This window comes from Arthrobacter sp. T572 (genome assembly GCF_056780115.1).
This window is the reverse complement of the sequence record NZ_JBRAZQ010000002.1, coordinates 3,290,671-3,309,478: the sequence shown is the minus strand read 5'-3', so window position 1 is coordinate 3,309,478 and position 18,808 is coordinate 3,290,671. Positions and strand designations below refer to the sequence as shown.

General features: G+C 66.4%; 16 protein-coding genes. 9 read left to right on the top strand and 7 right to left on the bottom strand.

Translation table 11 applies throughout. The annotated features are described in order from the left end of the window. The first annotated feature begins 3 nt into the window (after positions 1 to 3). The 8 genes from ACUYMZ_RS16485 (at position 4) to ACUYMZ_RS16450 (ending at position 12,826) form a co-directional block, all read left to right on the top strand. On the top strand, positions 4 to 759 hold the full coding sequence (locus ACUYMZ_RS16485; RefSeq protein WP_481604584.1) for a cytochrome c biogenesis CcdA family protein: 756 nt from the start codon (positions 4 to 6) through the stop codon (positions 757 to 759). Then, entirely contained in the window at positions 759 to 2,468 is a 1,710-nt protein-coding gene (resB, locus tag ACUYMZ_RS16480; protein WP_481604582.1) for a cytochrome c biogenesis protein ResB, read from the top strand. Before ACUYMZ_RS16485 ends, resB begins: the two co-directional genes overlap by 1 nt. Further along, positions 2,468 to 3,535, top strand: coding sequence for a c-type cytochrome biogenesis protein CcsB (ccsB, locus tag ACUYMZ_RS16475; protein ID WP_481604580.1), 1,068 nt, complete (start codon positions 2,468 to 2,470; stop codon positions 3,533 to 3,535). Before resB ends, ccsB begins: the two co-directional genes overlap by 1 nt. A gap of 157 nt (positions 3,536 to 3,692) precedes the next feature. After that, positions 3,693 to 5,831, top strand: coding sequence for an Hsp70 family protein (locus ACUYMZ_RS16470; protein ID WP_481604578.1), 2,139 nt, complete (start codon positions 3,693 to 3,695; stop codon positions 5,829 to 5,831). A gap of 2 nt (positions 5,832 to 5,833) precedes the next feature. After that, positions 5,834 to 7,909, top strand: a complete 2,076-nt coding sequence (locus ACUYMZ_RS16465) for a LuxR C-terminal-related transcriptional regulator (RefSeq protein ID WP_481604576.1) — start codon at positions 5,834 to 5,836, stop codon at positions 7,907 to 7,909. 126 nt (positions 7,910 to 8,035) lie between these two features. Then, a complete protein-coding gene (locus ACUYMZ_RS16460; protein ID WP_426003896.1) occupies positions 8,036 to 9,322 on the top strand; it encodes an IniB N-terminal domain-containing protein in 1,287 nt (428 codons plus the stop codon). A 130-nt stretch (positions 9,323 to 9,452) separates the two neighbouring features. Further along, the gene (locus ACUYMZ_RS16455; RefSeq protein WP_481604574.1) at positions 9,453 to 11,330 is read left to right on the top strand and encodes a dynamin family protein; all 1,878 of its coding nucleotides are present in this window, start codon (positions 9,453 to 9,455) and stop codon (positions 11,328 to 11,330) included. Continuing rightward, positions 11,327 to 12,826: a dynamin family protein gene (locus tag ACUYMZ_RS16450; protein ID WP_481604572.1), complete on the top strand. Its 1,500-nt coding sequence runs from the start codon at positions 11,327 to 11,329 to the stop codon at positions 12,824 to 12,826. The genes ACUYMZ_RS16455 and ACUYMZ_RS16450 overlap by 4 nt, the downstream gene beginning before the upstream one ends. A 94-nt stretch (positions 12,827 to 12,920) precedes the next feature. On the opposite strand, the gene ACUYMZ_RS16445 is transcribed toward ACUYMZ_RS16450, so the two are convergent. Further along, complete coding sequence (locus ACUYMZ_RS16445) at positions 12,921 to 13,361, bottom strand: hypothetical protein (protein ID WP_481604570.1); 441 nt, start codon at positions 13,359 to 13,361, stop codon at positions 12,921 to 12,923. Positions 13,362 to 13,529: 168 nt separating this feature from the next. Beyond that, positions 13,530 to 13,976: a PLD nuclease N-terminal domain-containing protein gene (locus ACUYMZ_RS16440; protein ID WP_426003892.1), complete on the bottom strand. Its 447-nt coding sequence runs from the start codon at positions 13,974 to 13,976 to the stop codon at positions 13,530 to 13,532. An 87-nt stretch (positions 13,977 to 14,063) separates the two neighbouring features. On the opposite strand from ACUYMZ_RS16440, the gene ACUYMZ_RS16435 reads away from it, so the two are divergent. Continuing rightward, the gene (locus tag ACUYMZ_RS16435) at positions 14,064 to 14,375 is read left to right on the top strand and encodes a DUF4229 domain-containing protein (protein WP_426003891.1); all 312 of its coding nucleotides are present in this window, start codon (positions 14,064 to 14,066) and stop codon (positions 14,373 to 14,375) included. Positions 14,376 to 14,405: 30 nt separating this feature from the next. On the opposite strand, the gene ACUYMZ_RS16430 is transcribed toward ACUYMZ_RS16435, so the two are convergent. From ACUYMZ_RS16430 to ACUYMZ_RS16410, 5 genes are all read right to left on the bottom strand, one after another. Next, entirely contained in the window at positions 14,406 to 15,287 is an 882-nt protein-coding gene (locus tag ACUYMZ_RS16430) for a 1,4-dihydroxy-2-naphthoate polyprenyltransferase (protein WP_426003889.1), read from the bottom strand. 60 nt (positions 15,288 to 15,347) lie between these two features. Then, positions 15,348 to 16,487, bottom strand: a complete 1,140-nt coding sequence (locus tag ACUYMZ_RS16425) for an AMP-binding protein (RefSeq protein ID WP_481604567.1) — start codon at positions 16,485 to 16,487, stop codon at positions 15,348 to 15,350. A 7-nt stretch (positions 16,488 to 16,494) separates the two neighbouring features. Further along, positions 16,495 to 17,454 carry a 1,4-dihydroxy-2-naphthoyl-CoA synthase gene (locus ACUYMZ_RS16420; protein ID WP_481604565.1) on the bottom strand — a complete coding sequence of 320 codons (960 nt, stop codon included), beginning with the start codon at positions 17,452 to 17,454 and terminating at the stop codon, positions 16,495 to 16,497. A gap of 21 nt (positions 17,455 to 17,475) precedes the next feature. Next, positions 17,476 to 17,913, bottom strand: a complete 438-nt coding sequence (locus ACUYMZ_RS16415; RefSeq protein ID WP_481604563.1) for a VOC family protein — start codon at positions 17,911 to 17,913, stop codon at positions 17,476 to 17,478. A gap of 123 nt (positions 17,914 to 18,036) precedes the next feature. Beyond that, positions 18,037 to 18,765 (bottom strand): CPBP family intramembrane glutamic endopeptidase, encoded by a 729-nt coding sequence (locus ACUYMZ_RS16410; protein WP_481604561.1) that lies wholly within the window; start codon positions 18,763 to 18,765, stop codon positions 18,037 to 18,039. Positions 18,766 to 18,808: the final 43 nt, after the last annotated feature.

Below are 18,808 nucleotides of genomic sequence, written 5' to 3'. Positions count from 1 at the left end.
ACCATGAACAGTCCCTTCGCCGAGACGATCCTCAACGGGTCCTTGCTCCTGGCCGTGCCCGTGGCGCTGCTGGCCGGGCTCGTGTCGTTCCTGTCGCCCTGTGTGCTGCCGCTCGTCCCGGGCTACCTGGGCTACGTGACAGGACTGACCGGCGTCGACCTCCAGCGCCAGCGGCGCGGCCGCATGCTGGCCGGGATCGGCCTGTTCGTCCTGGGCTTCTCGGTGATCTTTGTCCTGCTGGGCGGCGCGTTCGGCCAGCTGGGGACCCTCGTGACCGGCCGCCAGAACGCGTGGATCACCCAGATTCTGGGCCTCTTGGTGATTCTGATGGGCGTGGTGTTCATGGGTGGGTTCTCGTGGTTGCAGCGCGCTGCGAAGATCCACGCGAAGCCGCCGGCCGGCCTGTGGGGTGCGCCCCTGCTGGGGCTGACGTTCGGGCTCGGCTGGGCGCCCTGCATCGGTCCCACCTACTCCGCCGTGCAGCTGCTCAGCCTCTCCGGCGGTTCGTCGGCGGCCAAAGGCGCCCTGCTGGCGTTCATTTACAGCCTCGGCCTGGGCATCCCGTTCCTGCTGATCGCCTTGGCGGTCCGCCGCGGCATGGGTGTGATGGCCTTCTTCCGGAAGCACCGCCTGGCAATCCAGCGGACCGGCGGAGGCATTTTGGTTTTGCTCGGCATCCTGATGGCCACCGGTGTGTGGGGAATATGGGTGACCGAGTTGCAGTACTGGTTCCAAACCGACGTGAAGTTGCCGATCTGATGAGCGAGTCCGTGAAAGCCAAGAAGAAATCGCCAACCGCCGGCGAAGCCCCGTCCGAGGGTGGGGACAAGCTCCAGCAGGCCAAGTCCGACGCCGCCCTGCCCGCGCTCGGCGTCAAGGGCATGATCCGCTGGGCCTGGACGCAGCTGACCAGCATGCGGACTGCGCTGTTCCTGCTGCTTCTCCTTGCCATTGCTGCGGTCCCCGGTTCGCTCTTCCCGCAGCGGCCTGCCAACCCGTCGGTGGTGACGCAGTACATCAAGGACAATCCGTCTTACGGCGAACTCCTGGATGCGCTCCAGTTGTACGACGTCTATTCTTCGGCGTGGTTCTCGGCCATCTACCTCCTGCTGTTCATCTCGCTGATCGGCTGTGTCACGCCGCGTGCGATCGCCCACTACAAGGCGATGAAGTCGCAGCCGCCCCGCACGCCCAAGCGCCTGTCCCGGCTTCCGGAGTACGGCACCCTGGTGCTGCCCGCCGACGCCGGGATCCCGGCGTCGAAGGCGATCCTTGATGCCGCCGGGCTGCTCAGGAAGCGCGGCTACCGCGTTGAGGTAAGGGACGCCGACGGCGACCTGCCGAACCTGGGTGCCGAGCGGGGATTCATGAAGGAAGTTGGAAACCTGGTCTTCCACACCTCCCTGATCGGCGTGCTGGTCTCCGTGGCCATTGGCGGCCTCTTCGGCTACAGCGGCCAGCGCATCCTGGTTGAGGGCGACACCTTCGTCAATACCCTGGTGGGCTACGACCAATTCACTCCAGGCACCAACTTCCAGAGCAGCTGGCTGCAGCCCTACTCCATCCGGCTGGATAAGTTCGAGGCACAGTTCGACCGCGAATCGGCGGGCAAGATCGGCCAACCCATCGATTTCACCGCTGATGTGACCACCAAGGATTCCCCGGACGCAGCGGAGCAGAAGGAAGTCCTCAAGGTCAACGAGCCCGTGAGCCTGGGCGGTACCAGTGTCTACCTGACCGGTAATGGCTACGCCCCCGTGGTGACGGTCCGTGACGGCAGCGGAAACGTTGCCTTCCAAGGGCCGGTGGTTGCCAAGCTGCAGGGCGACAACTACTACTCGTCCGTGGTGATCAAGGTTCCGGACGGCCGGCCCGAGCAGCTGGGCTTTGTGGGCTTCTTCCTTCCCACGGCCTATGTCACGGAGGACGGCGTGTCCTTCAGCGCGAGCCCGGAATTGTTCAACCCGCAGCTGAGCCTGAACTCCTACTACGGGGATCTGGGCCTGGACAAGGGTGTGCCGCAGAACGTCTTCGAACTCGATGTCTCCGAGCTCCAGCAACTCAACGGGCGGGACCTGGAAGCCGGGGGCATTACGCTGGCACCGGGCATGACCAAAGACCTGCCTGACGGCAAGGGAAGCATCACCTTTGACGGGGTCAAGAAGTACGTGGGCGTGGACATCCACCACAACCCGGGCCAGCTTTATGCCCTGATTTTCGGTCTGCTTGCAGTGGCCGGCCTGGTGACTTCGCTCTACATCGGCCGCCGCCGCGTCTGGGTCCGCACCGGAACCCACCAGGACGGCCGCACCATGGTGGAGTACGGCCTCCTGGCGCGCGGTGAAGACCACCGCCTCACCGGTGAAGCCGCAGCACTGCGGGAGCTCTTTGCCCGTGAGTGGCAGGTTTCCACCGATACCACCAATGCCTCCAATACAGTCTCTTCCACAACCTCGAAGGACCAGTAATGCCCGTCATCAACGAAACCCTGGGCCAGTACAGCGAGCTGTTCATGCTGCTCGCGGCCGGAACGTACACCGTGGCCTTCATCGCCTTTGCGTGGGACCTGGCCAGGAGCAGCAAGACCCTGCGGGCAGTGGACCTGAAGGCGGCCGCCTCGTCGGCTGCCACGAAGGTGGCCGTGGCGGCTGGCAGCGCCGGTGCAACAGCCGGAACTCCCGACGACGGCGGGCCGGCTGACCGGGCCGGGCGTCCGGCGTCGGGCATCTCCTTGGAGGAATCCACGGCGGCAGGCGACATGAAGTACGCGGCCGAGCGCCGCGTGCCTGCCCGCGTGGGTGTGGCGCTGACGGTCCTGGGCGTGCTGATCCATGGCGCCGGTGTGGTGACCCGTGCCCTGGGCGCCGGCCGCGTGCCCTGGGGCAACATGTACGAGTTCCTCACCACGGGTGCCTTCGTGGCTGTGGCAGTGTTCCTGATCGCCTTGATCCGCCGCGACCTGCGATTCCTGGGCACGTTCATCGTTGGCTTGGCCATCATCATGCTGGTGGCCGCCTCGGTGGCGTTCTGGACCCCCGTGGGCCATCTGGTTCCTGCGCTCCAGAGCTACTGGCTCATCATCCATGTTTCGATCGCTGTCCTGGCTTCGGCGCTGTTCACGCTGACGTTCGCCATGTCCGCGCTGCAGCTGGTGCAGTCCTACCGGCAGAAGAACCTGGCCGCCGGCCGTGCCGACACCCTGGGCTTCATGCGGCTCGTGCCCAGCGCGCTCAGCCTGGAGAACCTCTCCTACCGGATCAACACGGTGGCGTTCGTCGGTTGGACCTTTACGCTGATGTTCGGCGCCATCTGGGCAGAGAAAGCCTGGGGCCGTTTCTGGGGCTGGGACCCCAAGGAAGTGTGGACGTTCGTGATCTGGGTGGTCTACGCCGGCTACCTCCACGCCCGCGCCACCCGTGGTTGGACCGGAACCCGTGCGGCATGGCTGTCCATTGTGGGCTACGCCTGCGTCATCATCAACTTCACGCTGGTGAACACGGTCTTCAACGGACTGCACTCCTACTCCGGCCTCTGAGCCGCGCATTCCGGCCCTGAACAGGGCTTCTGTCCGGACCGGGTCAGGCTGGCCCGTCATGCCGCCCTGACCGGCGTCGGCCGATTCAGTAATTGAGCCTTTTGCGCGCCCAAGGCAAGTGCTAACTTGTTGGGAACCCGCTTGTGATGAAGACCGCATGCGCTATGCCGTGTTCTTTTTCGAGGTAACCATGAGCTACGTTCTCGCCATTGACGTCGGGACAAGTTTCACCGCAGCAGCCTTGATGAAGCCCGTTGAACGGGTTGGACCAACGGAGCCCTCCGCCTCAGGTGCCGCTCCAAGGCCCGCCATCCTGCCCCTGGGACTGCACAGCAATGCCGTGCCCTCGGTGGTGTATTTCGCAGAGGACGGCCGGGTCCTGGTGGGCGAGGCCGCCGAGCGCCGGGGCCTTGATGACCCCGCACGGATGGTGCGCGAGTTCAAGCGCCGCATCGGCGACTCCGTACCCATCGCGGCAGGGGATTCGTGGCTGGCTCCGGAAGAGGTTTTCGCCCACATGGCCCGCTGGGTGGTGGACCGGGCGGAGGAGCGCGAGGGTAGTCCGGCGTCCGCCCTGGTCCTGACCCATCCTGCGTCCTGGGGCGGACACCGCACCGCCGTGGTGCGCGAGGCCCTTGCGCAAGCCGGCCTCCCGGAAGTCACCCTGATCAGCGAACCCGAGGCCGCCGCCCTGCACTACGCTTCCCAGACGCGTGTGGAGGACGGCAGCACGATCGCGGTCTACGACCTGGGCGGCGGGACGTTCGACACCGCGATCCTCCGCAAGGTGGCCGCCGGCGCTTTCCGGCTTCTTGGCCATCCGGACGGCATCGAAACCCTGGGCGGCGCCGACTTCGACGCCGCCGTTGTGCGTCATGTGGTTGATTACCTGGGCGGGACAGTGGCCGCGCTTGACCCCGAAGCGCCGGAAACATTGGCCGGGTTGTCCAGGCTGCGTCGTGAATGCCGTGAGGCCAAGGAAGCGCTCTCCGCAGACAATGAAGCAACCATCTCCGTGTCCCTGCCGGGGACGCAGCAGTCCATCCGTATTGTGCGGTCCGAGTTCGAGGACCTGATCGATGCACCGGTCCGCAGCACCGTGGAGGCCCTTGAGGGAAGCCTGGAGCGCATGGGGCTGGCGCCTGAGGACCTCAGTGCCGTGCTGTTGATCGGCGGCTCCTCGCGCATCCCGCTCGTGGCGGAACTGATCTCGGCAGGGCTGGGCCGGCCGATCGCCGTCGACGCCGATCCCAAGTCTTCCATCTGCCTCGGTGCCGCGGCAGCGGTGGCCGGCGCCCTGGACCTTGGTGCCGCCGCCAGTCAGGAGGAAAGCCCGACGGCGGCTGGTCCGGTCGCTGCGGCTGTACAGGCCCGCGGAACACAGGAAACAAAGCGATCGGAGTTCCCGGTAGGGGCGGGCACCGCGCAGCACCTTTTTGCCCGGGCGCACGCCCCGGGCCACCGGACCCAGCCGGCTGCCGGACGGCACGCGCCGCGGTCACGGGTGAAGATGACGGCCGCGGCTGCGGCGGCCGCCACGGTCCTGACGGTGGCCACTGCCACGGCCGCGCAGAGCCCGGACGGAAGCGGCTTGCTGGCGTCGGTGTTCGGGGCGCAGGCTGCGGATGTCATTCGCGACGGCGGCACTCCTGCAGGCGGCCAGCAAGCCGCCCAAGCACCCGCCGGTGGGACGGATTCGGTCCCGGCGACCGGACGGCCGGCGTCGGGATTGGAGGCCAGCGCGCGCAGCGGAGCGGCGAGGACGGGCGCCACCCGGCCCCAAACCCCTACCCGGCAAGGTACCTCAGGTTCCGGGGCGGGGTCCGCGGGCTCCGGTACAGGTACGGCTGCCGGCGCCGGCGCCGGAAGCGCAGCGGGACCTGCTGGGGCAGGCACCGGCAGCGGAACAGGGACCGGCACGGGGGCCGGAACGGGCGCGGGCACCGGAGGAACAGCGACGGACGGAACGGGCGGAACCACCCCGGGCACAGGGACGCCGGCGCCGGATCCCGGGACCACTCCCACAACGCCAGGCGGAGCCGCAAGCGGTCCTACTCCGGACCCGACCACCCCGACCGTGCCCACCACGCCTCCCGTGGTCAACGACCCCACCACGCCACCTGTGGTCACGGACCCTGTGACCCCGCCGCCCACCGGGCCAACCACCCCGCCGGCAACGGAACCACCAGCGCCCGCCCCTGAACCGCCGGCCACCCAGGACCCGGTGCCGGACCCCGCTCCCACCATCACTGAAAGCAGTCCCAGTCCGGATCCCGCGCTGACCCCCGGAGCGTAGGCATGGGCAGGGCGCACGCCGGACCCGATTCCACCGCGGCCGGAGCCGATTCCACCGCGGCCGGAACCCAGCCGGACCTCCAGATGCTGGCGGCCGGGTTGAGCGGCACCACGGCATCTGTCAGGGAACTGTTGCTGGCACTGTCGGCCGGGTTTACGCTGCCGGGGCCACTGCCGGCCACCCTCGAATCGAGGGAGGATCTGGGCGTCATCATCGAAACGGCGAAGGAGAGCGGGCTCCTTTCCGAGGACGGCCGGGTGGTGGGTACCGTTCAGCACGCTCTCCTGACCGGCACACCGGACGCCCATCTGCACGCCCTTCAACGGGAGCTGGTGGACAAAGTACTGTCCGCCGGACTGCCGTTCAGTGATCTGGCCAGGGAACTGGCCCGCGGTGGTTTGCACGACGCCAGGGTGGCGGCCGAACTCGAGCGGGCTGCCGCCGTCGTGGTTGATACGGACCCGCGGCTGGCAGCTGACCTGTTTGCCGAGGCCCTCCTTGCCGGGGCCGATGAATTGGACAAGGCCGCACAGCGCGCCCAGGCCGCGGCGGCGATCGGCGAGCTGGACACCGCAGGCCGGCTGGTGGACCGGCTGCTGGCCATGCCGGATCCGCCCGGGCTGCTGCTGGGCGTGGACGTGGCCGCGTCCGTATGGTCGCAGCGCGGGATGCTGGCCCGGGGCGCCGACACCTACAGCTGGCTGGGCAAAGAACGTCTTGGTTCCTCGGCTCCATTGGCTGCCGTTGCGCTGGCCGGCTCCGGCGACCTGGCCATGGCCGAAGCCGTCCTTGACGCCAACCGGATGTCCGGCTCACCGACCCTGCTGGCGGTCTCCTTGTCGCTGACGGGGCAGGGGCTGCGGCAAACACTGGGCCCCGAACCCCAACTGGGTTTGCCGGACCTCATCCGCGCCTCGGACATGATGAATGCGGCCGGGACCGTGATTCCCATGCCGGAGACCCCTGCCGCCCTCGCTGCGTTGTGCGCGCTGCACGGCGGCGAGCCCGCGCTTGCTGAAACCATCCTGAGATCGGCGTTGACGGCCGGGCAAGGCGGCGACCCGGCAAGACCTCGGCACTTCCTGCTCCTGGCCTGGTCCCTGATGCACCGCGACAACGCCGACGAAGCGCGGCTGGCAATCAACGAGGCCCTCAAAGCGAACCCGTGGAACCTCCCGCCCAGGGACGCGTTCCTGCATGCTGCCCTGGACGTGGGGCTGGCCCGTCGTGGCGGTGACGTCCACGAACTGGTGGTGGCCTGGGACCGCGCACGCGAGGCGATGATGCACGTGTCCGTGGACCTGTTCAATCTGTTGCCGTGGGGTGAACTGATGATCTCGGCGGCGCGCCTGCGGGAGACGCCCAAAGCTGCGCATTACCTGTCCGCTGTCCCGGAACTCCTGGAACGCCTTGGCAACCCGCCGCTGTGGGGCGTGCCGGTGCACTGGGCAGGGGTGGAAGCGGCGTTGCTGGCGGAAGACCCGGCCGGACTCGCGCCTCATGCTGCAGCCCTGGTGCGTGCATCGGAGCACAGCCACTTGGCTTCAGTGCTCGCCAGGGGCGGCCGGGCCTGGGTATCCGTGCTGGCCGGACGCTTCGAAGCCTCCGATGTCGAGGCAGCGGCCCGTGGTCTTGCCGCCGTGGGGATGCCCTGGGAGGGTGCCCGCCTGGCAGGCCACGCCGCCGCGCACGCCGACGAGCGGCGCGACATGGTCAAGTTGCTCGCCTGTGCCCGGGACATCCACCCGCCGGCTTCCGGCGGCACAGCACCGGGAATACCGCAACAGGTAGCGGCAACGGACCCGCCCCCGGAGACCCGGGCCGACGCGGCTGGGCTCAGCGCCCGGGAGCGGGAGGTTGCCCGGCTGCTGCTGGAGGGCAAGACCTACCGGGAAATCGGGGAGGCGATCTACATTTCCCACCGCACCGCTGAGCACCATGTGGCCCGGATGCGGCGGCGACTGGGGGCCGAAAGCCGTTCCGAACTGCTCTCCAGGCTCCGGATTGCCCTTGCGGAGGGGTACCCGGATCGGGAACATCCCCCTGAACCCCCTCTTGGTCCCCCGCGAATCCCCTAACGCTTGGGGTGCGGGTAGGGGGACCACACCCGATGCCCCGCCCACCCCCGCCTCAATACGTTGGTTCCAAGCCCGGCAAAGGCGCCGGGCGGCAACCACCAACCACAGAATTTGAGGGAGCATCCAATGCCTACACTCGCACAACAGCTCGTGCAGTTCCTGATGAGCCTGTTCAACGATCCCGAAGCCGCCGAGGAATTTGTCCGGGACCCGGAAGCCGCCTTGGCTGCCGCAGGGCTCCGGGACGTCTCCTCCGCTGACGTGGACGCAGTCCGGCCGGTCGTGCTGGACTACGCGCCCATCAATGCCCGTTCCTCGTTCGACCGCGAATACAACACCGGCGGAAACCACGGTTCCACCGGTGGTTGGGGCGGCCGTGACAATGACGACGACGGCGGTTATGGCGGCGGCGGCCACGGCGGCGGCGGTTGGGACGGCCACGACGACCACGACGACGATCATGATGGTGGCCACGGCGGCGGTTGGGGGGACCATGATGACGATCACGACGGCGGTCACGGCGGCGGCGGTTGGGACGGCCACGACGACCACGATGACGATCATGACGGCGGCCATGGCGGCGGTCACGGCGGCGGCGACTGGGACGACCACGCCCATGCAGTCCAGCAGTTGGTACACGTGGTCAACAACTACTCGTACACCACCACCATCGACGACCGGGACACGATCACCGACCAATCCGTGAACCAGAACATCTGGGCCGACGGAGACGTGACCCAGTTCTTCAACCAAGATGCTGTGGTCGCCTCCGGTGACGGCGCAGTAGCTGCCGGCGACGACGCCGATGTCAGGGATTCGAACAATACGGACAACTCGGTGGACAACTCCGAGGACAACTCGGTCACGGTGGACGCCCGCGGCAACAACGACATCTCCATTGGAAACACGTACGAGGACAACTCGGTCACCAAGGACTCCTACAACACCGATGTGGACCTTGACCTGGACGTGGACATCGAGGATTCGTTCAACGACGACCACTCGACGCACACGGACAACTCGCACACGAACATCCACAACACGGACTCCTACAACGAGGACTCGTACAACGACGACCACTCCAACAACCTGGAAGTTGGCGACGTGGACGTGGAGTACACCAACATCGAGGACTCCACGATCATCAAGGACAACGAGGTCACGGTCGATTACCGGGACGACCACTCCACCAACGTGGAAGTGGACGACGTCCAGGTCATCAACGACTCCATCGTGGTCCAGGACAACGAACTGGAGTACAAGGAAGACAACTCGGTCACGATCGACGACATCGACGTGGAATACACCAACGTGGAGGACAACGTGGTGGTGGCCGACAACGAACTCGACGTCGAATACAACGACATCGACCATTCAAACGTCATCGCCAAGAACGAGGTGGAGATCGACTAACAGTGCAGTTCCATCAGGCGCAGCGCCCTCTAAACGCTAAGGCCCCGGCAGTGCCCGGCAGGTGATCCATCCCCTGCCGGGCACTTCGTGGCCCCCACCAACCGGACAGGCAGGAAGGCAAGGACAGAGCGTGGCGGAAAAGACAAGCATGGCCACCTTGGTGGAACAAGGCATGGGGCTGGTGGGGGACCGGAGCGACCTGCGCCGGAGACTGGAGAACACCCTCGCCCGTCTGGCCGATCCCAGCGTCCGCGTGATCGTGGTGGGGGAGTTCAAGCAAGGCAAGAGCCAGCTCATCAACGCCCTTGTCAATGCACCGGTCTGCCCTGTGGACGACGACGTAGCCACCACCGTGCCGACGATGGTACGGCAGGGGGATCCGGCGTCGGCGTTTGTCCTGGTGGCCGACGGCGACCGCAACCGTGAAGCGGAGGACGACGGTGGCGAACGCCGCCTGGAACGCCGGGTGGTCAGGCTTGAGGAACTGGCCGACTACGTGTCCGAAAAGGGAAACCCCGGCAACGCACGGAACATCGTGGCGGCGGAAGTGGCGCTGCCCCGGAAGCTGCTCACCGGAGGGCTGACCATGGTCGATTCCCCGGGAGTCGGCGGCCTGGGATCCAGCCATACCCTGACCACCCTGACAGCCCTGCCATCAGCCCACGCCATGGTGTTCGTGTCCGACGCCTCCCAGGAGTACACCGAACCCGAGCTTCGCTTCCTGCGCCAGGCCATGCGTGTCAGCCCCAACGTGCTGTGCGTCCTGACCAAAACGGACCTGTACCCCAGCTGGCGGCACATCGAGGACCTGGACCGCCGGCACCTGGCCGGCGTTGGACCCGACATCCCCCTGTTCCCCGTGTCCTCCGAGCTCCGCCTGCAGGCCGCACGCCTGCAGGACCAGGAGCTCAACGACGAATCCGGATTCCCTGCCCTGGTGTCCTGCCTGCGGAACGACATCGTGGGACAAGCCACCGCACTCCGGCGCAAATCCGTGGGCCACGATCTGGTTTCCGTCACCGACCACCTCCGGCTGGCCCTCCAGTCCGAGCTGGAGGCCCTGGAAAACCCCGCCGGTACCCCGCACATGATCGCCGGCCTGCAGGCAGCAAAGGAAGACGCAGACTCCCTCCGCAAAAAATCGGCGCGGTGGCAGATCACCCTCAATGACGGCATCACCGATCTCATAGCGGATATGGAATACGATTTGCGCGACAGGATGCGACGCATCCAACGTGAAGCCGAGACCGCGATTGACCAAGGCGATCCCGGGCCCGCCTGGGACCAGTTCGCCAGGTGGCTTGAGCAGAGTACGGCCGCAGCCGTGTCGGACACCTTCGTCTGGACCAGCGAAAGGGCGCAATGGCTGGCCGGGCAGGTAGCGGACCACTTCTCCGAAGACGAAGTTGCCCTCCCCGCCCTCCAGGTTTCGGACACCGGTGGTGTGCTGGACCCGGTCGCGGACATCCAAGGCCTGGACGACGGAAAGCTGGGACCGTTGCAGAAGGTCCTCATCGGGATGCGGGGTTCCTACGGTGGGGTCCTCATGTTCGGTCTGCTGACGGGAATCTTCGGCATGGCCCTGATCAACCCACTGTCCGTGGGTGCCGGGCTCATGCTGGGCCGCAAGGCATACCGGGAAGACAAGGCAGCCCGGCTTAAACAGCGGCAGACCGAGGCCAAGATCCTGGTCCGGAAACAGGTTGACGACGTCATCTTCCAGGTGGGCAAGCAACTCAAGGACCGGCTGCGCCTGGTACAACGGGCCACCCGGGACCATTTCACCGACATCGCGGAGGAACACGCCCGCTCCCTGTCCGAATCCGTGGCAGCTGCACAGAAGGCAGCGGCCACCTACGCCGCCGAACGGGATTCCAGGATCAAGGACATCCGTACCAGGCTCCGCGCCGTGGATTCCCTGCACGCAGCCTCGCGCCGGTTGATGGACGCGCCCGGATCCGTGACGGCACAACAGCACATCCGTCCAGCCGCCGTGCCGGCCGAATGACCGACTCCGGAATCCCCGACCTCCTCCGGCAGGCGCGGGAGGTGTTCGGTCATGACGCAGCGGCGCTCGCCGTGGTGGACGAGCTCCGGCAGCGCTGGGAAGGGCCACTCCGCATTGCGGTCGCAGGGATGGTCAAGGCCGGGAAGTCCACCCTGCTCAACGCCATCATCGGCGAGGAGATCGCTCCGACGGACGCCGGAGAATGCACCCGGATCGTCACGTGGTACCGCTACGGCGCGACGCCCCGGGTGACGCTGCACCCGTTGGCCGGAGGCTCGTTGGCCGGAGGCCCCAGGAACGTACCTGTGACGCGCGAGGAAGGACGCCTTGTCTTTCCGCTGGATGGTACGCCGGCTGAGGACGTGGAGCGCTTGGTGGTGGAGTGGCCGGCGCCGGGCCTGAAGGACCTGACGCTCATTGACACGCCGGGCATCGCTTCCCTTTCCACGGATGTTTCCGGCAGGTCCACCGCCTTCCTCCTCCCACAGGACGCGCCTTCCGCCGCGGACGCGGTGATCTATCTGATGCGCCACATGCATGCAGCGGACCTGGGGTTCCTGGAATCCTTCCGGGACACCGCCGCCGGGCAGTCCGGAACAGTCAACGCGCTGGCTGTCCTGTTCAGGGCCGACGAAGTGGGTGCCGGCAGGATCGACTCCTTGATCTCCGCAGCTGTCATTTCAGAACGGTACAGCCAGGACCCGGACGTGAAATCCCTGGCACTGGGGGTTGTTCCTGTCGCGGGCCTCCTGGCCCAGAGTGCCCGGACCATGCGGCAGGCAGACTTCGATGCCCTGCTCGCTGTGGCCACCATGGACAGGGACCAGCGCGAACGCCTCCTGCTGTCCGCCGACCGCTTCATCCGGGGGACGGGAACCGCAGGCTCCGATGGCGCCGGGCAGCTGGACACGGCGACCCGGGAATCGCTGGTCAACCGCTTCGGACTCTTCGGCATCCGGCTCGGTGCGGCACTGATCCGGGGCGGTATCGACGCGCCCACCCCCTTGGCACACGAACTTGCCCGACGCAGCGGGCTGGGACACCTGCTGGACAGCGTGGACCATCTCTTCCAGAGCCGGGCCGGGGCGCTCAAGGCGCGTGCCGCCGTCGTGGGTTTGGAAGCATTGCTCCGCACCGCACCTGCCGGGAGCGCAGAGCCGCTGGCGACCGCACTCGAACGGGTCCGGTCCGGCGCCCACGAATTCCGCGAACTGAAGCTCCTGGCCGCACTCCGGACCGGCAGCGTGCCCTTGGACCTTCGGCAGAGCGAGGAGGCAGAGCGTGTGGTGGGTGGTCACGGCGACCTGCCTGCGGTCAGGCTGGGATTGCCCCCGGACAGCAGTCTTGAGGAGATCAGCGATGCTGCACGTTCCTGCCTGAACCGGTGGCGTGCCCTGGCGGACAATCCCCTGATGCAACCGGCCGCCGTCGAAGCCTGCCGCGTGGTTCAGCGCAGCTGTGAGGGGATGTTGGCGGGCATCCCGGCCGGCCGCTGACCGACCCGCAGCTGTCCGCCCTGCCTGGCCCCCCGGACCCAACTAGGTCGCACTTGAGCGCGTTTTGAGCGCTCAAAACGCGCACAGCTGCGACCTACTTGGGGGTGAGCCACTGCGTGGTGGAGGGAAAGAAGAGCAGGACCAGTCCCGCGGCGGCCAGGATGTACTGGGCAGCCAGCAGGATGATGGCGAGGGCCCCGTCCCCGCCCGGCGCCACCAGCCAGTCCGCGGTCATGACCACCACTACGGCATGGAAGAGGACCACGGGGGCCAGGACCCAGCGCGCCCAGCTGCGCTGCTTGAAGGCTACGGCCACCAGCACGGCCTCCATGGCGGTCACCAAGGCGATAAGGGCCAGGCTGCCAAGGAATACGACGGCGGTGGCGCCCTCGACTGCCTGGGCGTCGCCATCCGGGACCATGCCGGCGATGACGCCTTTCAGGCGTTCGAACTGCGAGTCACGGGCCAGGAACCCGGTGACGAGGACCGCTGCTCCTGCCACGAAGCTGGCGATCCATAAGGCTTTGGAAGCCAAGGCTGGACCCGGAGGCCGCACCGCCGCCGGAATGGGTGGCGGTACCGGGAGCGAGATGCCTGGGCGTGCAGGGGGAGCTGGTGGACCTGACGGGGGCCCGCTGGCTGATGATGCGGTGACAAAACTTTGGGAGGACCGTGATTCATCAGCTTGCTGGGCCATGGTTGCCTACTTCAGCTCGTCCGTGTCATGGGGATCCGGCTCGCCGCGCTTGGCCTCGCCGGAGGGGAATCCCGGGGCACGGTCCGTGGTGGCGTCGCCGGAGGTGCCATCGGATTCGTTGAGCTTCCGCTCCTTGGCCTCGAGCTCAGCCCTGAGCTTTTTGAGGCGCGCTTCTTCCGCCTGGTTGCGGCGGCGGACTTCCAGGTTGCGGAGGAACTCGGGATCGTCGTCCGGTGCGGTGGGATGCCGGCGTACCTGCGGAGCCGAGGGCTTGCCGTAAGGCCTGCCAAAGATGAACCACAGGATGGCGCCCAACAGCGGCAGGAGGATCATGACCACGATCCACGCCGGTTTGGAGATGCCGCGCGTGAGGCGCCCGTCGGTACGGATCACGTCCACGAGGGCGTAGACGAAGATGACAAGGACGACGACGACGCCAACAACCCGGAGCATGCACCAAGTCTAATCGCCGGAAGCCGTTCGCTGGATGCCTTGTTGGGGCCGTGATCAGAGTGCAACCATCACGGCGGCTAAACTTGGATGGTGGCTTTCCTGAAGTATTCCCTGATCCGTTTGGCGCTGTTTGTGCCCTTGTTCGTGCTTTTCCTGTTTTTGGGGACGGGAGTGTTCCTGGCAGTGCTCTTTGCCGGGCTGATTGCCTTTGCCATCAGCTACCTGTTTTTCCAGAAGCAGCGGGACCAAGCCACCGCTGCCATGCGCGAGCGTTTCTCCGGCCGGGCCAAGCCCATCCGCACAGCCGGCGAGGTGGAAGACGCTGCGGCTGAGGACGGCCTCGTGGAGAAGAACCCGGACGTTGCCATCGACAACGACAAACGCCGCCCCCAGGCATAATCCCTTCGCCGCTACCGGCGTAGTCCGGACCTAGAACCCGGTGCTGAGCACCAGGCCCAGTGAGAACAGCAGGCTGTAGCCGAGGTTGATCAGGCCGGTCTGCTTGAGGACCGGGATGAGGCTCTTGCGCTTCTTTCCGTTGACCATGAGCCACGCCGGCATGAGGCAGGCCGGAATCAGCAACAGCACGATCAGCATCCACGGCTTGGTGGGTGCCAGGATGATGACCAGCAGAATGGCAACGCCCAGCATCAGCACGTAGCTTTCGCGGGCGTGCCGGTCGCCCAGCCGTACGGCCAGTGTCCGTTTGCCGGCCGCTGCATCCGTGGGGATGTCGCGGACGTTGTTGGCCATCAGCAGGGCGCACGCGATCAGGCCCGTGCCGATCGCGCCCACCACGGCGGCCAGGCTCACTTGTCCGGCCTGGGTGTAGGTGGTGCCCAGGGTGGCAACCAGCCCGAAGAACACGAAGACGAAGACATCGCCCAGACCCAGGTAACCGTAGGGGTTCTTGCCGCCGGTGTAACCCCATGCCGCCAGGACACAGCCCACACCCACCAGGATCAGCCACCACGTCTGCGTGATGATCACCAGGATCAGACCACACAGCATCGCCAGCCCAAAGAGGCCGAAGGCCGCCCACTTGACCTGCTCCGGCTTGGCCGCTCCCGAGCCCACCAGGCGCAGGGGACCAACGCGGTCTTCGTCCGTGCCGCGGATTCCGTCCGAGTAGTCGTTGGCGTAGTTCACGCCCACCTGCAGCAGGAGGGCCACCAAGGCGGCGAGGATAGCGTTGGGCAGCCGGAATGCATGGAGTTCAAACGCTGCCGCCGAGCCGATCAGGACAGGGGCAATCGCCGCGGGCAGAGTGCGGAGCCGGGCTCCTTGGATCCATTGTGCAGCTGTCGCCACGTGCAGTACCTCGTGTGTTTCGCGTAGATCTTCAGTCAGGTTCGTTAGGGGAGAACCTGTCTATTGTCCCTGATGCAGCCGTTCCAGCTGTTCGATCATGGCCAGCCTGTCCGGTTTTCCGTTCGGGAGCATGATCAGTTCCTTCTCCACGAGCACCGTCTTGGGCGCCAAAATGCCCAATGCGGTTTCGCGTCGGGCAGTAAAACCCTTGATTCCACCGGGCGTGGGGTCCGCCATTGCCACGTAGGCCGCTACCGCCTGGCCCCACTCGCGTGAGGCGACGCCGGCCACGAAAGCCGCCGTGACGCCGTCGAGCTCCTCCAGCTTGCTTTGGATGTACGCGGCGGAGGCCTTGACACCGCCGGTGATGATGACGTCGTCAGCGCGGCCCAACACGGTGAGCTTGCCGTCGGCGCTGAGCTCGCCCAGGTCACCGGTGACGTACCAGCGGACGTCGTCCTCCTCGAAGAAGACGTCAGTGGAAACGCGCGCGCTGTCCAGGTAACCAGCCGCAACGGTCTCGCCGCCCAGCAGGATCCGGCCTTCCAGGTCGCCCCCACCGATGCGGACTTCGACGCCGTCCAGCGGCTCGCCGTCGTAAACGCACCCGCCGCACGTCTCGGCCGAGCCATACGTGGTGACCACGTTGAGTCCCGCTGCCTGCGCGGCCGCGAGCAGTTCGGCAGGTGCCGGTGCGCCGCCCAGCAGGATCGCGTTGAAACGGCGCAGCGCGGCCAGGGTTCCGGGGGCGGGGGAGTCCAGCAGCCGCTGGAGCTGCGTGGGGACCAGCGATGTGAAGCGGATCCGGTCCGTCAATTCTTCGGCAGCGGCCGTGAACGCCTCGGGAGTGAAGCCGTTGGACTGGTCCATGACCCAAGGCCGGGTTCCGGCGTAGAGGGAGCGGACCAGGACCTGCACGCCGGCCACGTACTGCAGCGGCAGTGCCAGGAGCCACTGGCCCTCGCCGCGGAGTGCGATGGCCGTGCCCACGGACGAAGCCGCCAGCGCATCAATGGTGAGGACCGTTGCCTTGGGCGTTCCCGTGGAACCGGAGGTCCGGACCACCACGGCAGCGTCCTCGACGCCGGTCTCCACTGGAACAGCAGTCGGCTGCCCGGTGGCGTCAGTGACGATTTCGACGGCGGGACCCTCGCCATGGAGGGCGGCGGACAGGGCCTTGAGAATGGGATCGATGTCCACGGTGGTCCTAGAAGTAGTAGGGGAACGGGGACCAGTCGGGGTCGCGTTTTTGCAGGAACGCTTCCTTGCCTTCCACCGCCTCATCCGTCATGTAGGCAAGGCGCGTTGCTTCACCGGCGAAGACCTGCTGGCCGGCAAGTCCGTCATCTGCGAGGTTGAACGCGAACTTGAGCATGCGGATCGCCTGCGGCGACTGCCGGGCGATGTCTGCGGCGTACTCCAGGGCGACCTCTTCCAGCCGCTCGTGGTCCACGGCCTCGTTGACGGCGCCCATGCGGACCATGTCGTCGGCCGTGTATTCACGGGCCAGGAAGAAGATTTCCCGCGCGGCTTTCTGCCCGATCTGGCGGGCCAGCAGCGCCGAGCCGTATCCGGCGTCGAAGCTTCCCACCGTGGCGTCAGTCTGTTTGAACTTGCCGTGCTGGCGGGAGGCGATGGTGAGGTCGCTGACCACGTGGAGCGAGTGCCCGCCACCTGCCGCCCAGCCGTTGACGACGGCGATGACTACCTTGGGCATGGTCCGCATGACGCGCTGGACTTCGAGGATGTGGAGGCGACCGGCGCGGGCGGGGTCGATGAACTCAGCAGTATCTCCCCCTGCGCCCTCTACCTGGTACCGGTAGCCGTCCCGCCCACGGATGCGCTGGTCGCCACCGGAGCAGAAGGAGTGCCCGCCATCCTTTTCGGAAGGACCGTTGCCCGTGAGCAGGACTGTGGCGACGTCCGGGGTCATGCGGGCGTGGTCCATGGCACGGTAGAGCTCGTCCACCGTGCCTGGACGGAATGCATTACGGACCTCGGGCCTGTTGAAGGCGATCCGGACGGTGGGCAGGTCCCTGACTCCGGCTTCCGTGCGCTCAACCTGCCGGTGGTACGTCATGTCCTTGAAGTCGTCAAAGCCGGAGACTGTGCGCCAGCGCGAGGGGTCAAAGACGTCGGAAACCTTGGCGGGGAGATCGTTGTTCACAGTCCGAGTCTAGTAATGGCCTCAGCTGATGCAGAACTCGTTGCCCTCCGGGTCGGCCATGGTGTGCCATACGTGCGGCCCCTGGTTGGCGGTCCACAGGTGCGTGGCCCCGCGGGCTTCCAGTTCTTTGCGGACCACGTCCTTGTCCCGTCCCTCCAGCCTGACATCCCAGTGCACGCGGTTTTTCACGGTCTTCGGGTTGGGGTCTGCCTGGAAGAGGATGCGGCGGCCGGTCTTGGGATCGGTGTCCTCGGCGGGAACGATCGCGCAGCCCTCCGCCCAGACCAGTTTGCCGTTGTGGGTGATGGTCTGGTCCTCGGTGGCGTATCCCTGGTCGATCATGGACCGGATGAAGTCCTCGTCCTGTGGCTCCACCGCCCATTCGAGGGTCTCCGCCCACCAGTCCGCGAGCTCGTGGGGCTTTTTACAGTCGACGACTACCTGGATGTTGAGTGTCATGTGCTCCAAGCTAATCCGGCGGTGGGTGGCCGGGTAGGCCTATGCGGTCACTTCCCGTCCGCATCACCCAACTGGGTCGCATTTGTGCGCGTTTTGACGGCTCAAAACGCGCACAAATGCGACCTAGTTGGGGAGGAGGCTGGCGGGGACTGCGTAGATCAGGAGTACGGCCAGCAGGTTCTTCGCGGCGTGGACCAAGTAGGAGAACATGAGATTCTTGCCCGTCCACACGTAGACCGCCACCAGCACTACCGCCATGCCCAGGTACGGAGCCAGGGCCTGCAGGACGAGGCCCTCGCGTCCGACGACGTGGATCGAGGCAAAGACCACCACGGAAATCCCGCAGCAGATCCACAGGTTCACATACTGGGAGAGCTTGCCGATCAACAGGTGCCGGAAGAGGTATTCCTCAACGAACGGCCCAAGCACCACCAGCAGCGGGACCATCAGCCACGCAGGGACCTGCTGCAACATGCCCTGGATGCCCAGTTGGTTTTGGGAGCTTTGCGCACCGCCCAGCACTCCCAGCAGGATCGCGGTGACGATCAGCATGACCACCACCGCCAGCGGCACCATGCCCAGCGTGAACCACGGGCGGGTGCCCAGGATGCCCAGGTCCCGGCGCGCCACGCGCCAGGCGGAGGCAAGGGCGAAAATCCCGACGGCGGCATAAAAGATTGCGTTGATGGCATAGGACGCTGTGGCCGGGTCGCGGAAAACCTCAAGCATGAGGCTTTGGACGGATCCGCCTGCGAAGACAAAGAGGAGCGTGAGGCCGGTGTAGGCGGCAACAGCCACGGCATCCAGCGCGTTGTAGCGATAGAGCTTCGGCCGCAGTGACATGGTGCCCATGGAACCAGCCTAATCTTTGCCGCGTCCTGCATGCGGCGGCTAC